The organism is Ignavibacteriota bacterium (assembly GCA_016212665.1).
Taxonomy (GTDB): Bacteria; Bacteroidota; Ignavibacteria; order UBA10030; family SZUA-254; genus FW602-bin19.
In genome coordinates, this window is the sequence record JACREZ010000045.1 from 103,648 (window position 1) to 118,967 (window position 15,320).

The window sequence follows — 15,320 nt, forward strand, 5'->3', positions numbered from 1 at the left end:
GGCATCTCAATTTTTAGACTGAAAAATATAGCACTTAGTTGACTTAAAGTCAAGCGAAATCTGAGAAAAGTGAACTTTTTCTTTTTTTGGATTTATAACAGGTATGTAATACGTAATTGATGAAACCGCCCACCATCACTTTGCGTCGAAGCGGAGGACGATGTTCCACCGGAACCCGTTGAGCCGCTTTCATCTCTTGTATCATTGCCGTTCCGAATAATTCTTAGCGGAATAAATTGATTCACGGAGTATTGTATCTCCATGTCAAACAATTTCCCTTTCACTCCAGCCGAAAGAATTGAAACATCGAGTTGTTGGATTGCAAGTTCCCGTTCCTGCAACGCGCGAACGCCATACGACAGAAAGCGTGACTCCCATGAACGAATTTTCAACGCAGGAAACATAATTAATCCTGATACTCCGACACCTGCTTGTATGTTATCAAAGAAAGGGAACAAACTACTGACATGAAATTTCCAAAACTTTAATGAACCTATTCCTTCAAAATTCTCCCGAAGTCCTAAGGGCATATCGAACACACTGAGGAAGGGCCAACTATCAAGCGAACCGTTCAATGTACCGGAAAGCATTCGCCAATGAATATCTGCTTCGAACATTCCTTGTTCCGAAAATTGATAGCGCGCTCCAAGTCGGAATGCGCTGCTTGGAAAATTGAATGTTGAAAAATTGCCGTACTGTTTATTTCGCGAAAGGAACCTCCCGCTTCCTTCAATTTCATCTTGCTCATAGGAAGTCATTCCAAGCCATTTTTCTGAAAGAGGAATGAATGTGAACAGTGACCAATTCGTTACGCGACCCTGAGGAATAAATTTCGTTTCCCATTCCCTGCTTGCATCAGGAACAGAAACAATGTTGGCATGTTTTCCTGACAAAATAAATGTTCCAAGAGGATAATCAAACGTAAGCGATGCCTCGTTTTTTTGCATTTGATAATCTAACGGTAACACACCATTAATATCGGTAACATTCAGCCAGAGTGATTGAGAGGAGGAAACACTCCCCGCATTTAGATGGAACCGTATTTCGGGAGACACTTGCACTGAAATTGTGCTTTCATAATTCCGTAGGAGTTGTGGATTAGCAAAGGATTGTCCGACCATCGCACTAAATTGAAACGTATTACTTAATCGCATCGCATAGCTGAAGGAAACGCGGTTGTTCGTTCCATCATAATTTCCGCCTTCGGTGGGAGATTGATACATCTTTGCAACAGAACGTTGTGAAATCACTTGTACTCCGATAATTGGTTGAAAAGAATTTTTCGCAAGCGGAATTTGCAACTCTCCGCTTTTTGAATAATTTTCAATCAGTGTTTCCGTTCCGTCGGAATGAGTTTCGCGATAAACGTTATTGAACCGGTATTCGAATTGTACCGTCGGTGAAGCCAACACCTGAGGAAAAAACGACTTTTCTTGAGAGGGTAAAACAAAAGGATAATCACCCAACATTCTGTATCTACTATCCCCCGTAACAAACAACTCAAGAATATCCTGGCTGAATGTTGAATGAGAAAAAAACAATATGATAGTGGCGATGAGCCTCCAATAGAGGCTCATCCGGAGTTTGCCACTAATATTCATTTGTTCAATTTCCGACAACTACGCTCTGTTGCCAGTCTGAAGATGTAACGCCGAAAGTTTGTTTCAACGAAGCGTCTGTCATGCCTGGCAAAAAGCCATTAAACGTAGCATCAGGGAAAATCCAGTTGCTGAATGAATTTGCCTGCCATGTAAGAACTGCATAGTATTTCCCAGAACTTGCTTGTGTACTTACCGTGTACGTTGGTAATTTCATTTTCAAATTACTGATAGCATTATCAAAGAAGTTCATAAAGTTCACAGTAAGATATTCTTTAGAATTGTTATCATCAAAATCTCCGTAGAGAGAAATAGGACCGCTTAAATATTTTTCGAGTGTATCCAATCCCGCATAGAGTTGCATTAAATTTGCCTCATCTTCAGGTCGGTATCTGATAGGATCTATTCCCGGATGCGAAGTCTCATTTTTCAAATAGAGTATTCCGCTCTGAATACTATTCGTACAACCAATAAAATTGGAACGAGTATCTTTCATTCTTTGTGCACCATTCGTCCGTAATGATAAAAACGAGGAACTCTGTTGCCACGCCTGACTTACTGTCGTCTGACTTGTTGCGTCATAATCAACATTATATGCTACTGCAAAAGATGCCTCAGAGTTTATCATCTGCACGATAGAAAGCAGTAAATAAATTTCTGTTAAATCAATTCGAATTGAATCGGAAATGTTACCACCAAGTTGTGCCGGAGTAATGTAGAATGCAAAATTAGGATTTTGCGTTACACGTTGTAGATGAATAATGGCATCAGACAAAACAGGAAGTAATTTTGTTTCAATCAGGTTTTGATAATAACTTGGTGGGTGAGGAGTATCCGTTCCAAAAAGTTTTTTATTCGGTAACAGAAAGTTTTCAGGTTTTACTAAATCCATCATCGCCTTCTGAACCTGAAGTTTCAACCGGTTGCCCTGTTGAAAATAATCTGATTCTGATGAAAAGAGATTGGATAAATTATTTTTAGTAAATGGCGTAATGGGAGCGTTAGATGAATTTAACAGTGAATAAAAATTCGGGTCAGCAAATACTGTAACGACGCCTGTTAGAGCGACTCCGAAATGCGCGTGAGTATTATTCGGGTCGTGCGTTAATGCTTCACGATAGAGTGCATTAGCGGCGGACATATTTAATGCCGCCGTATCCCGTCCGCCTGAATTAATAAGTAATGCCAAGCGTGGAACCATGATTTGATTTCCCTGATTCACTCGTTCTTGAGCTTTCGCCGGATCAGGTTCGGCGGAAGTAGAGTCATCGGATTTATCGCATCCGATAATAAATAAAAGAACAAAAGAAATGATTAAACCAGAAATGAATTGTTTCATATTTATACCATTATTATTATTTAATCAATATTTCGATACCATAGTAACGAAATATTTTTTGATTTGCCAATCATATCATCACAATAATTGATTCCATCGCGGACAGAGTCCATCCAATCATCAAAGCGGAATATTCCCGTGCTTCTTCTTCGGATTACTATCAACCTTCGAATCCAAAATCTGAAAAGCGCGAATCAATTTCGGGCGGGTTTCGCTCGGCTCAATAACATCATCCACATAACCGCGAGCGGCGGCAATGTACGGACTTGCAAATTTCTGCCTGTATTCCTCCACTTTTTCGTTGAGCGCTTTTTCTTTGTCATCCGCTTTTTCAATCTCTTTTTTGAAAATGATTTCGACCGCGCCTTTCGGTCCCATCACTGCTATTTCAGCCGAAGGCCATGCGAAATTGAAATCACCACGAATGTGTTTCGAATTCATCACGTCATACGCGCCACCGTATGCCTTGCGAGTAATGACTGTTACTTTCGGAACAGTTGCCTCGCTGAACGCATAAAGAAGTTTCGCTCCATGTTTGATGATACCACGCCATTCCTGGTCGGTTCCGGGAAGAAATCCGGGAACATCTTCAAACACAAGCAATGGAATATTGAACGCATCACAAAAGCGAACGAACCGCGCACCTTTGATTGAGGAATCAATATCAAGCACACCTGCAAGCACCGATGGTTGGTTGGCAATAATCCCGACCGAACGTCCTCCAAGCCGCGCAAATCCAACAAGAATATTTGCAGCGTAGAGTTCATGCACTTCAAAGAAATCTCCATCATCAACAATGAGTTTGATGACATCCTTCATGTCGTACGGCTTGTTTGGATTTTCAGGGACGAGCGTGTTCAATCGTTCATCTCTCCTGTTTGCATCATCGTTTGATTGAACAAACGGGGCTTCATCCATATTGTTTGATGGAATAAAACTGAAAAGTTTCCGAACTCCCTGAAGACATTCTATTTCATTTTCACATGCAAAGTGTGCAACACCGGATTTTGTTGCATGAGTAAGTGCGCCGCCCAAATCTTCAAACGAAACGTCTTCATGTGTCACGGTCTTAACAACATTCGGTCCCGTAACGAACATGTAACTTGTATTTTTCACCATGAAAATGAAATCGGTGATTGCAGGAGAATATACCGCTCCGCCCGCGCACGGTCCCATCACAGCAGAGATTTGAGGAATGACTCCGGAGACAAGCGTGTTGCGTAAGAAAATATCTGCATATCCTCCGAGACTGACAACTCCTTCCTGAATTCTCGCTCCGCCGGAATCGTTCAAACCAATCACCGGCGCACCTACTTTCAGCGCCATGTCCATGATTTTGCAAATCTTCTCAGCGTGCGCCTCGGAGAGCGAACCGCCAAACACAGTAAAATCCTGACTGAACACAAAAACAAGCCGTCCGTCAATCGTTCCCGTTCCGGTAACAACTCCATCGCCTAAATATTGTTCCTTCTCCAACCCAAAATCTCTGCAACGATGCTCGACAAGTGCATCAATCTCTTCGAAACTTCCATCGTCGAGAAGAATGTCAAGCCGTTCACGTGCTGTAAGTTTTCCTTTTTTGTGTTGCGCTTCAATGCGCGCTTCGCCGCCGCCAAGTTGCGCTTGTTGTTTCAGTTCTTGGAGTTGTCGGAGTTTTGGGGAAATGAAGGATTCAGCCATGGAAAAGAATTATTGAACAAGTTTTACATGCGGATAGTTGAAAATCTTTTTATCAGAAGTTAAGATTGGAATATCCAATAAGCGCGAAGTAGCAACTATAATTTGGTCTGCAGGGTCTCGATGAAAATTCCCTGGAAGTCGAGTTGATTCGATTGCAATTTGCGGATTCAAATCAATAAGTGTAATTCCCGGATACCGTAAGGCTATATCAATCCATTCCTCAATCGGTTTTTTGAACATTATTTTTTTACGTTCTATGAGTTTCGCAACCTCCCAGATTGAAAAAACACTTACGCCCAATCCACCTTTTTCGTTTTTAAAAATTATCTCGATTTGGCGATTTGAGAGCCGTGAATCTTTTTGTACCCACCAAACCCAAATGTGAGTATCAAGGAGTATCACTGTAGTGCTTCCCAATCTTCTGCTGCAACTGGCTCAAATGGATCATTGTATTCGTAAGGAGTACCCTGTAAAGGGTATTTACTTTTCGACTCTGCAGTAATTTGCTTCGGAAGCACAATCACTTCTACTACTTCTCCTTTCGGAAAAGGCAACGCTTTTAATTCCAACGTTCCGTCTTGAGAAATTGCTGCTGTCGTATGATATGCATTCATAGATTGTTCCTGATAATCTGTTCTAATCTAACTGAATGAATGGAAATACTCAAATCCTATTCCCCAATCAATCGTTCCCACATCTCCTTCCAGTTCCGTTTTTTCTTTTTATCGTCTGGCGATGGAGGAAGATTTTCCGGTCCGGCTTGATATGTTTCTTGTCTGAAGTTCGACCGTTTTCTTGGTGGCTGGTTGAAGTCTCTCCTGGGCGTATTTCTGTCTCTTGGAGAATATCCTTCACGTTTGTATCGTCCATCGTTGCTTTTGCCCGATGAACTGCTTGATTGTTGTTTGTAATACCTATTGGAGGAGGATGGTTCTTCTCTTTTTCCAAACCAGATTTTACTTTCCTTCGGTCTAGTTTCTGTTCGCGGTTCTCTTCTGAAATCTTTCTGCGAAGGTTTCCTGCCATCACGTTGAGACGCGTTTCGTTCCTTGCTTCCGGATTCCCTCCGTTTATATTCTTTGTCAGGTTTTTGATGCGGGCGTTTGGGCTCTCTTCTTTTATCCTGTCGGGGTTCCGGTCGTTGTCTCTTTTGAGCAGACGGTTGTTGCGTTTTTGGTTGAGCAACTTCCTGAACTTGTTGAGGAATTTCCAAACCATCTATTCGTTTCAGCGTAATACTACCACTGTAAGTGAATAAAATCTGTTTGAAAAATTTCTTCTCTTCATCTGTCGCAACAAATGAAACCGCTTCACCTTTCTTCCCTGCCCGCGCCGTTCTTCCTACACGATGCGTGTACGATTCAACATCGCGTGGTATTTCAAAATTATAGACATGGGTAATGTCTTCGATGTGAAGCCCGCGCGCGGCAACATCGGTCGCAATAAGAATATTGATTTTTTTGTTCCGGAAATCGGCAGTGACTTTCTCTCTCTGAGGCTGAGACATATCGCCATGTAAACATTTTGCATTCACACCTTGCGATGAAAGTTTCTTGGCAAGTTTTGCCGTGATGTGTTTCCTGTTGCAAAACACTAACGCCAAATCTCGTTCCTGTTTGAGCAACTGAACCAACAGGGGAATTTTTTGTTCCTGCGTTATCTGATAATACGTTTGCTGAAGAAACTCCGGCTTCACTTTCGATTCAAGTGTTACATACACCGGGTTATCCAAATACTTCTGGCTAAGTTGTGCAATCTCTTTTGAAACGGTTGCACTGAACAAAAGCGTCTGCTTTTTCTCCGGAATATGTTTCAGAATCCGTTCGATATCTTTGATGAAACCCATATCCAACATCCGGTCTGCTTCATCAAGCACAAGATATTTAATGACTTCAAGGTTCACCGCATTTCTTCCGAGTAAATCAATCAATCGCCCCGGCGTAGCCACGATAATGTTGACCTTCTTCATCTTTTTTGTTTGATTGCTTATCGAAACGCCTCCGTACACTGTGGCTACACTCAGGTGTTTGCCGTCCGAGTATTTGATAAACTCTCCCGCGACCTGTACACACAATTCTCTTGTCGGTACAAGAATGAGTGCAGTTAAACCATCACTCTTTTTTGTATCCTCGATGATGGGTATTGCAAAACTCAACGTTTTCCCCGAGCCCGTCTCCGATTGCGCAAGCACATCCCTGCCTTGTACGATTGCGGGAATAATTTCTTTCTGGATGGTTGTCGGTTCGACAATTCCATGTTTTTCCAACAACGATAACATCGGCTTGCTGATTTCTACTGAATCTATTTTCATTTATTTTTTTCTCTTTCTACTGTCGGCACAAACGGCGCCGTGCGTCCTTCCTTTGGTAAACCTATTATTTCCCTTGCATGATTTAAGGCATCATCAATATTTCCGAAGAGACTCTTCTCTCCGACCTCCCGTAACATTCCTGATTGTTCAAGTGCAAACAACGGTTGCGCATGAATATCGGCAATTAAAAAGACAATTCCTTGTTTTTTACATGTGTCATAAACTTTCTTCAATACATTCATTCCTGTTGAATCAATTGCAGGAACATTTCGCATTCGGATGATGCGAACTTTTGGTTTGTTTTCAAGAATCGTCATCGCTTCTTCAAACTTATATGCCGCTCCAAAAAAGAACGGTCCGTTGATTTCATATACTTCCACTCCTTCAGGAACGATACGCTTATCGAGCGCATTCGGGTCGTCCTTCTCTTCTTCGTCAATAAATTCCCGTGTGACAACTCCCACGTTTGAAACCATCGCCATTCGTCGCATGAATAAAAACGCAGACAGAACTAAACCGACCTCAATCGCAACCGTCAAGTCAAAAATTACGGTCAATCCGAATGTTGTCAGTAAAACAATAACATCGCTTCTCGGACTTTTCAGCAACGATTTGAATGAACGCCACTCGCTCATGTTGTATGAAACTACAACAAGCACTGCCGCGAGACTCGCAAGCGGAATCAACTTCGCCCACTGTCCGAAGAATAACATTATCAACAACAAGACAACGGCATGAACCATTCCCGCTACAGGAGTGCGCCCACCGTTTTTAATGTTCGTTGCTGTCCGGGCAATTGCGCCTGTTGCCGGAATTCCACCAAACAATGGTGTCACGATGTTGGCAATTCCCTGTGCAATCAATTCCATGTTCGAGCGATGCTTTCCTCCAATCATACCGTCGGCGACAACGGCGCTCAGGAGCGATTCAATCCCGGCAAGTAACGCAATAGTTGTTGCGGGTTGAATTAAGTTCTTCAATGTCGAAAATGATACTGAAGGAATTTCCGGCGCGGGCAACATCGAAGGAATCTCTCCAAACCTACTTTCAATCGTTTCAACAGGAAGTTGAAACAAATGAACTGCAACGGTTGAAAGCACAAGCGCAACTAACGAACCCGGAATTTTGTGAACAACCTTCTGCCAATACATGATGATGAGAACTGAACCGAGCGCAATTACCAATGAATAATAATTGACGTTGGAAAAATTCTGAGCAAACGCAATCCACTTTTCGATGAAGTCTGCCGGAACCGGACCCATTTGCAAACCGAAAAAATCTTTCACTTGCGATGAAAAGATGATTAACGCAATTCCACTCGTGAACCCGACGACAACAGGATGAGGAATAAACTTAATCGCTGAACCAAATTTTGCAATTCCCATAATGACGAGAATAATTCCCGCCATCATTGAAGCTATGATGAGTCCGTTCACTCCGTACGATTGGACAATTCCATACACGATAACAACAAACGCGCCCGTTGGTCCGCCAATCTGTACACGACTTCCACCTAAGGCGGAAATCAAAAATCCCGCGATAATTGCAGTGAACAATCCCTTCTCAGGAGATACTCCCGATGCAATGGCGAATGCAATCGCCAACGGCAAGGCAACAATTCCGACAATTACTCCGGCAGTAAGGTCGGCTGTAAATTGTTGGGCTGTGTAATGTTTAAGAGTAGTTAAGAGTTTTGGTTTGAACATTCCTTGTTAAAGATAGTAGCGCAGAGCAGTGAATAAATTCTCAACTCTGAATTCAATCCGCTTATTTCGATGCTGATTTCTTCTTTGAAACTTTGTAAAACGCCTTTGGTTCCTCTACCACAAATCCAATTCGTCGTTTAGGCGGGTCGGGTGGTGCCATAAGTTTTTTCATCGCCTGAAATACAATTTGAAATTGGGAATCATATTTATTTTCTAATTCCTCTAACTTTCGTGCTAAATCTTTATGTGTACTTAAAATTTCCCGCAATCTCACAAAAGCACGCATGATTTCAATATTCACCAAGATTGCTCTTTCACTGTTCAATACAGATGAAAGCATTGCAACTCCTTGTTCTGTGAATACATATGGGAGGTATTTTCTGTGAGTACCTCGTCCTGTCTTTAAGGTCGCAAATTGCGACCTTAAAGATTCATACTCATCCCCCGTAAGTTGAAACATAAAATCATCAGGAAACCTCCTTCGATTTCTACTCACTTGTTCATTGAGACGTTTCGTCGGAACTCCATACAACTCAGCAAGATGCGAATCAAGCATGACTTTCAGCCCACGTATCCACAATATTCTTCGCTCCACTATTTCAGGAACTATTACCTCAGATTTTGTTGATTTTTCCATTTTGTAATCTCCAAATTTTATTTGATTACTTTCTCAATCACTCCGCCCCCTAACAATCTTTCTCCATCATACAACACTACAGATTGCCCGGGAGTAATCGCTCGTTTTGGCACATCAAACACTACACGAATCTTTCCATCTGCTTCAGGATATACCGTAGCGGGAGTTGCGACATCTTTGTAACGAACCGATGCTTTAATGTTCATCGGTTCATTCAGTGATTCAATCGAAATGAAATTTACATCATTGGCAATAAGTTCTCTACGGAGTAAATCGTCCTTTCGCCCGATAGTAATTGTGTTTGATTGTGCATCAATATCAGTGACGAATACGCGTTCGCCATACGCTCCAAGTCCGCTACGCTGACCAATCGTGTAATAAGGAAATCCCCGGTGTTTCCCTACTTCTTTTCCATCGAAGACAATCGCACCACCATCAACTTGCGAATCAATATCAGGCACACGTTCTTTGATAAAACGACGGTAATCATTATCAGCCACAAAACAGATTTCAAAACTTTCATCTTTGTTGGCAGTTTTTAAACCATACTTTACTGCAAGTTCACGGACTTCCGGCTTCGTCAATTCACCAATCGGGAAAATCGTTTTACTCAATGCTTCCTGTGTCAATCCCCATAGCGCGTATGTCTGGTCTTTGTTTGAATCAAACGGACGGGAAATATTGTATCGCATTGTTTTTTCATCAAACCAAACACGGGCATAATGTCCTGTAGCAATACAACTTGCACCGAGCGATTCTGCTTTGGTAATCAGTTCGCCCCACTTAATTTTTCGATTACAAATGATGCACGGATTTGGAGTTCGTCCCTGTAAATATTCATCTACAAAATTATCAATGACATCTCTACCGAATTGTTTTGTAAAATCAACAACGTAGTGTGGAATCCCCAATTTCACGGCTACGATGCGTGCATCATTGAACGCATCAAGCCCGCAACAACTTGTCTCGTTGCCGATGTTTCCTCCGACCTCATCAAAATTGTAGGTTTTCATCGTTATTCCGATGACATTGTATCCTTTTTCAAGCATCAATGCCGCCGCTACCGAGGAATCCACTCCTCCGCTCATTCCCACAACAACTGTTTTGTTCTTCTTTACTTCAATCATCACCAAATATAAAATACAAAAAGATGAGACCCTGACAAAGAGTACCAGATTTCAGAACGATGTTAAACTACAAATTACTTGAGAGAGCATTGCGCACCACAATAAAAACAGTTAGAAAGAAGTCTGAGTTGTTTGAAACTTATTTGCTGTTCCCTTCATTTGATATTACGAGAACAAATTCACCTTTCAATGTATGTGTTTCAAAATACCTGATTACTTCATCAATATTCCCGCGAACTGTTTCCTCAAATTTTTTCGTTAACTCGCGACTGACACAGACACGTCGGTTGCCTAACACTGCTTTAATATCACGTAAGGTTCTCAACAACCGATACGGAGATTCATACAAAACAATCGTTTCGTTTTCCTGTTTGAGTTGTTCAAGTAACGTCTTTCTTCCTTTCTTCACCGGAAGAAATCCTTCATAAATAAAATGTTGAATCGGAAAGCCGCTTGTGATGAGCGCAGGAAGAACTGCCGATGCGCCCGGTATTGCTTCAATGTGAATTTCCGCTTCAATTGCTGATTTAATAAGACGATATGCCGGGTCGGAAATTCCCGGAGTTCCTGCATCTGAAACCACCGCGATGGTTCTTCCTTCTTTCAATTTGGCGACGAGTTCAGGAACGCGTCTCTCTTCGTTGTAACTGTAATAACTGATGAGCGGTTTGTGAATGTCGTAATGGTCGAGGAGGATTTTGGTTTTGCGTGTGTCTTCTGCAGCGATGAAGTCAACAGAGGAAAGAATTTTTATTGCACGAAGAGAAATGTCTTCAAGGTTTCCGATTGGTGTGCTGACGATGTAGAGAATTCCGCTCACCTTCACCCTCTCAACACTCTATCATTCTGAATCCCCAATTCCTGCCCGTCCGGCAGGCGGGTATCGGGGTGAAGAATCTCATTGGTTGAATAAAGGACACAACCACAAAAAAGGGGATTCCTCACTTCGTTCGGATTGACATTGAAGTTAGATTCCCCAATCCCTCGCATATCGGAAATCAACATTGATAGTACGATTGGAAATCTTTGCTACAACGGGCGGTCGTCGTTTGAATTCATTCCGTTGAATTAATCGTTTTACTTTTTCGATGAAATATTTCTCGAAACCAAGTTCGAGCAATTCCTCATCACTACGTCGCTCATCAACCAAATGATAGAGCAATTCATCAACTTGCTTGTACGAGAAACCTAACTCACCTTCGTCGGTTTGTCCTTCCCACAAATCCGCCGATGGTTTTTTGTCAATGATTTGTTGAGGAACTCCGATTGCTTTTGCAAGTTGCCAGATTTGAGTTTTGTACAAATCACCAATCGGATTAATTGCACACGCAGTATCGCCGAACAATGTTCCGTACCCGAGAAGAGTTTCTGTTTTATTGCTTGTCCCGATGACAAGCGCGTTCTCCCGTGCAGAAATATCGTACAACACAATCATCCTCTGGCGCGCCATGAGATTTCCTTTTCGTACGTTGTCGCTTTCAGGATACTTCTGCAGATACGCTTCAACCATCGGAGTGATCTCAACAATTTCAGAAGGAATGGCAAGTTGATGAACCAATGTTTGTGCATCATCAACACTTGCCTTACTGCTGGTTCGATAAGGCATCAGAACAGCCCGGACATTTTCCTTGCCAAGCGCTTCTGTTGCAAGTGTCATCACGACTGCGGAATCAACTCCGCCCGATAGACCGACTACTCCTTTCGTAAATCCTGCGTTGTGTATTTCATCTTTTATAAAATCAACTAACAACTTCCGCACAAGCGAAGTGTCGAGTTCGAGACCGAGATTATGTTTGTTCACTGTTTCCATTTCAAATAATGATAAGGAAAAGTGAGTAGGAAAACAATCATTGATTTTTGAAGAGCAGGGATATTGCCTATTAATCGAATATCAATTATCTTACACACAATCAATGAACAATGAGAAATACAATGATAGCAGAAATCAAACTTACAACAATCGGGACAACGCAAACAGTAACATTACCCGAAGAATTTCATATCAACGATGATGAAGTCTATCTCAGCAAAATAGACGACGTGATTATGCTTGTTCCTCGAAACAAAAAAACGGCTACACTCTTGAACAGCCTCAATAATTTCACAGATGACTTTATGAATACACGTGAACAGCCGCCACTCCAAACGAGGGAACCGCTTGAATGAAATACATACTCGATACCAACACATGCATCTATATCATCAAGAAGAAACCGAAAGAGGTACTTGAGAGATTATCCCGAGTTAATGTTCACGATATTGGAATTTCCTCTATCACGCTGAGCGAATTGGAATATGGTGTCGAGAAAAGTTCAAACCCCCAGCGAAATCGGATTACACTTTTTGAATTCATATCAGGGTTCGAAATTTTCCGTTATGATGAATCTGCGGCACGAGAATACGGCATAGTACGAGCAGCATTAGAAAAAAGAGGCACGCCCATAGGCTCTATGGATATGCTCATTGCGGCTCATGCAAAAGCGTTGCAAGTTATTCTTGTAACAAACAACGTTCGAGAATTTAGTAGAGTACATGGGTTGATGATTGAGAACTGGGTTGATAATGCCTAGTGTCAAATGCTGTTGAAACATTTCTTGTTTTTTGTTTGATTGTTAGGAATGATTTTGTACAGTACGGCATCTCTATTCAAATAAAAAATGATTAACTAAATAGCCATGCGACATTATCGTATTGTTATAGAAAAGGCTGAGAACAATTTTTCTGCTTACTCCCCTGACTTGCCGGGATGTGTAGCAACAGGTACAACAAGAGAAGAAACGGAAAAGAATATGCATGAAGCAATACAACTGCACATAGAAGGAATGATGGAAGATAATTTGCAATTCCTGAATCTCAATCATTTGCGGAGTTTGTTGCAGTTTAATCCACAATAATTTTCAAATACTTCTTTTTTTCTTTGATAGTTATGGAATGAGTTTGTACACTGCGGAAACAAACCAATGTTTACATAAAATAAACAATTGTAATTGAGTATGACCATTAATCATGCATAATTGATAACCGGATAATATTCATAAATCCACTCGAAAGGAAACAAGAATGAAACTGCACATGCTTGGCTTCATGCGGCTGTTGGGCTTACTGGGAACTCTCGGCTCCACACTCGACTCGCCGGCGCTCTACGGACTGTACGCTTTATTCGCTCTCTTCGGATTGTTTGGTTACAAGGAAAAAAACGGCAGCGATTTACAATAATAAAACAGATCCGGCAAGAAGAATATGTAATACAATACAATGCCTCCACATTCTGTAATACAATCAAAAAGTGTTGAAAACAAGCAAATTTCCACCTCTGAGGTAGACTCGCTCTCCCAAAAGGTGTGTTATCTTACCTTTGAGGTCGGGTATCCTTCCTTTGAGGTCGGGTATCCTTCCTTTGAGGTCGGGTATCCTTCCTTTGAGGTCGGGTATCCTTCCTTTGAGGTCGGGTATCCTTCCTTTGAGGCCGGTTATCTTTCCTTTGAAGTGAATTTAAACTCCCTCGAAGTGCGTTGTCCAACTTTTTTTGGAAAAAAAATGTCGAAAGCATCCCCTCGGGATAAACGCTGTCCAAGTTAAGTTTGCGACAAGACTGTGTATATCAACCGGAATTGGGTGGATGGACGTATGTTGGACTGTGTACTTACAATAGTTATGTGCTATGCAACGCTGAGAAGTCTAAATGAAGAAGAAAACGAAAGAACTTGAACGCCTCTATTTTACCACCCTCTTGGATGTTGCCAAGCCTCGATCACCAGAGAGACCAGAGGATAGAGCTTCACGGCTTTCCCGACTCCAAACAGTAACGGGACAATTGGCTGAAGCACTGTTGTTTTCAGACCAACTTGTTTTAAACGTCAATGGCATCAATCTTGAGTTGCCATTGTTAATCGAGTTGTTTGGATTCAAAACTATTTGTACGCTCCTTGAAAATGATGTGATACACTTCGCCTTCTGTCCGGGTGTTGTGAGTTATCTGACTGCCGACAAAGTTCGCTCACTCGGATTCTCATCACCCCCCGGTATGCATCGGCTTCTGGGTGTTGGTGTAGCTTGGTCAGATCCATTTGAAAGCGCAGAACTTGCTCTTAGAGAGCAGACAAATCTTAAACGAGATGACCGACGCTTGTTGTCCCGTCTCGTCTCCAGAAACAGTAAGGTCTTACCCGGTGACAAGATTTTTCATGAGGGTGTCCGGCTTGCAAATGCCGACATAAGATCGGAATTGGGTAAGCAACTTGGCTTTGCACAGGATGATATTCCGGAGCGTGGTGATTTCATAGGTAACAAAGAAATCAACTTTCGAGACCTCACTCACTTCAATATGCTCTATCTCTCTATGGTAATGAGCAAATGTACCGACACGGTTTCTAAAGAACTTGCATATCGTGTCCTCCAAAACAGAGTTGTTGTCGAGCCACGTTTCAAGCATCAAGTCAAAATTATTGACAACATCCTTCAATTCGAGGATGTGCCGGACGTTCAGGAACTCGTTTCTTCGGGACGCTTAGGCCTTAAAAGTGTGCTTGAAATTCGAGACTCAAAGCACCTCCAGGAATTCCGACAGTGGCTCAAAACGCTTCCATCTAAAGAAGGTGAAATTGAAGTCCTAAGGGCTTATTGTCGTGCTGTTGAAGACAAACTGTCGAACAAAACTCTTTACAAGCTTTTGAAACTTGGTGTCTTCACCGCAACCGGCACAGCGATCGGATCAATGATTGGACCTGCCGGAACTGTTCTCGGAGGCATAACTGGGATAGCAACTGACTTTGCACTGGGTTTTACGGACACATTCTTTGTTGACCAACTCGTCGATGGTTGGAACCCAAAGATCTTCATTGAAAAGGAAATCAAATCAAGGCTACAGTGAACTTGTTATCTCGCTCCCACGCTCTCAGACACCCATGAAAAGTTTTGTAGTC

Annotated in this window: 16 protein-coding genes; 5 read left to right on the forward strand and 11 right to left on the reverse strand. The window is 42.0% G+C overall.

The genetic code is table 11. The annotated features are described in order from the left end of the window. Positions 1 to 92: 92 nt before the first annotated feature. The 11 genes from HY960_15975 to HY960_16025 form a co-directional block, all read right to left on the reverse strand. Positions 93 to 1,601, reverse strand: a complete 1,509-nt coding sequence (locus HY960_15975; GenBank protein ID MBI5217251.1) for a hypothetical protein — start codon at positions 1,599 to 1,601, stop codon at positions 93 to 95. Positions 1,602 to 1,605: 4 nt separating this feature from the next. Next, complete coding sequence (locus tag HY960_15980; GenBank protein MBI5217252.1) at positions 1,606 to 2,937, reverse strand: hypothetical protein; 1,332 nt, start codon at positions 2,935 to 2,937, stop codon at positions 1,606 to 1,608. A gap of 120 nt (positions 2,938 to 3,057) precedes the next feature. Next, positions 3,058 to 4,617 carry an acyl-CoA carboxylase subunit beta gene (locus tag HY960_15985; protein ID MBI5217253.1) on the reverse strand — a complete coding sequence of 520 codons (1,560 nt, stop codon included), beginning with the start codon at positions 4,615 to 4,617 and terminating at the stop codon, positions 3,058 to 3,060. A gap of 9 nt (positions 4,618 to 4,626) precedes the next feature. Then, positions 4,627 to 5,019 (reverse strand): type II toxin-antitoxin system VapC family toxin, encoded by a 393-nt coding sequence (locus HY960_15990; GenBank protein ID MBI5217254.1) that lies wholly within the window; start codon positions 5,017 to 5,019, stop codon positions 4,627 to 4,629. Then, entirely contained in the window at positions 5,016 to 5,231 is a 216-nt protein-coding gene (locus HY960_15995) for a hypothetical protein (GenBank protein MBI5217255.1), read from the reverse strand. Before HY960_15995 ends, HY960_15990 begins: the two co-directional genes overlap by 4 nt. 56 nt (positions 5,232 to 5,287) lie before the next feature. Beyond that, the gene (locus HY960_16000; GenBank protein MBI5217256.1) at positions 5,288 to 6,928 is read right to left on the reverse strand and encodes a DEAD/DEAH box helicase; all 1,641 of its coding nucleotides are present in this window, start codon (positions 6,926 to 6,928) and stop codon (positions 5,288 to 5,290) included. After that, positions 6,925 to 8,634 (reverse strand): sulfate permease, encoded by a 1,710-nt coding sequence (sulP, locus tag HY960_16005; GenBank protein MBI5217257.1) that lies wholly within the window; start codon positions 8,632 to 8,634, stop codon positions 6,925 to 6,927. The genes HY960_16000 and sulP overlap by 4 nt, the downstream gene beginning before the upstream one ends. Positions 8,635 to 8,695: 61 nt before the next feature. Then, on the reverse strand, positions 8,696 to 9,271 hold the full coding sequence (locus tag HY960_16010; protein MBI5217258.1) for an ORF6N domain-containing protein: 576 nt from the start codon (positions 9,269 to 9,271) through the stop codon (positions 8,696 to 8,698). Positions 9,272 to 9,288: 17 nt separating this feature from the next. Beyond that, a complete protein-coding gene (mnmA, locus tag HY960_16015; GenBank protein ID MBI5217259.1) occupies positions 9,289 to 10,398 on the reverse strand; it encodes a tRNA 2-thiouridine(34) synthase MnmA in 1,110 nt (369 codons plus the stop codon). A 139-nt stretch (positions 10,399 to 10,537) separates the two neighbouring features. After that, complete coding sequence (gene rsmI / locus HY960_16020; protein ID MBI5217260.1) at positions 10,538 to 11,200, reverse strand: 16S rRNA (cytidine(1402)-2'-O)-methyltransferase; 663 nt, start codon at positions 11,198 to 11,200, stop codon at positions 10,538 to 10,540. A 165-nt stretch (positions 11,201 to 11,365) separates the two neighbouring features. Next, positions 11,366 to 12,208, reverse strand: a complete 843-nt coding sequence (locus HY960_16025) for an NAD+ synthase (GenBank protein ID MBI5217261.1) — start codon at positions 12,206 to 12,208, stop codon at positions 11,366 to 11,368. A gap of 122 nt (positions 12,209 to 12,330) precedes the next feature. Between HY960_16025 and HY960_16030 the strand changes: the two genes are divergently transcribed. From HY960_16030 to HY960_16050, 5 genes are all read left to right on the forward strand, one after another. Beyond that, on the forward strand, positions 12,331 to 12,564 hold the full coding sequence (locus tag HY960_16030; GenBank protein MBI5217262.1) for an AbrB/MazE/SpoVT family DNA-binding domain-containing protein: 234 nt from the start codon (positions 12,331 to 12,333) through the stop codon (positions 12,562 to 12,564). Beyond that, on the forward strand, positions 12,561 to 12,968 hold the full coding sequence (locus HY960_16035) for a type II toxin-antitoxin system VapC family toxin (protein MBI5217263.1): 408 nt from the start codon (positions 12,561 to 12,563) through the stop codon (positions 12,966 to 12,968). Before HY960_16030 ends, HY960_16035 begins: the two co-directional genes overlap by 4 nt. 105 nt (positions 12,969 to 13,073) lie before the next feature. Next, entirely contained in the window at positions 13,074 to 13,292 is a 219-nt protein-coding gene (locus HY960_16040; protein ID MBI5217264.1) for a type II toxin-antitoxin system HicB family antitoxin, read from the forward strand. Positions 13,293 to 13,458: 166 nt separating this feature from the next. Then, positions 13,459 to 13,614, forward strand: coding sequence for a hypothetical protein (locus HY960_16045; protein MBI5217265.1), 156 nt, complete (start codon positions 13,459 to 13,461; stop codon positions 13,612 to 13,614). A gap of 466 nt (positions 13,615 to 14,080) precedes the next feature. Beyond that, positions 14,081 to 15,268, forward strand: coding sequence for a hypothetical protein (locus HY960_16050; protein ID MBI5217266.1), 1,188 nt, complete (start codon positions 14,081 to 14,083; stop codon positions 15,266 to 15,268). Positions 15,269 to 15,320 lie beyond the last annotated feature (52 nt).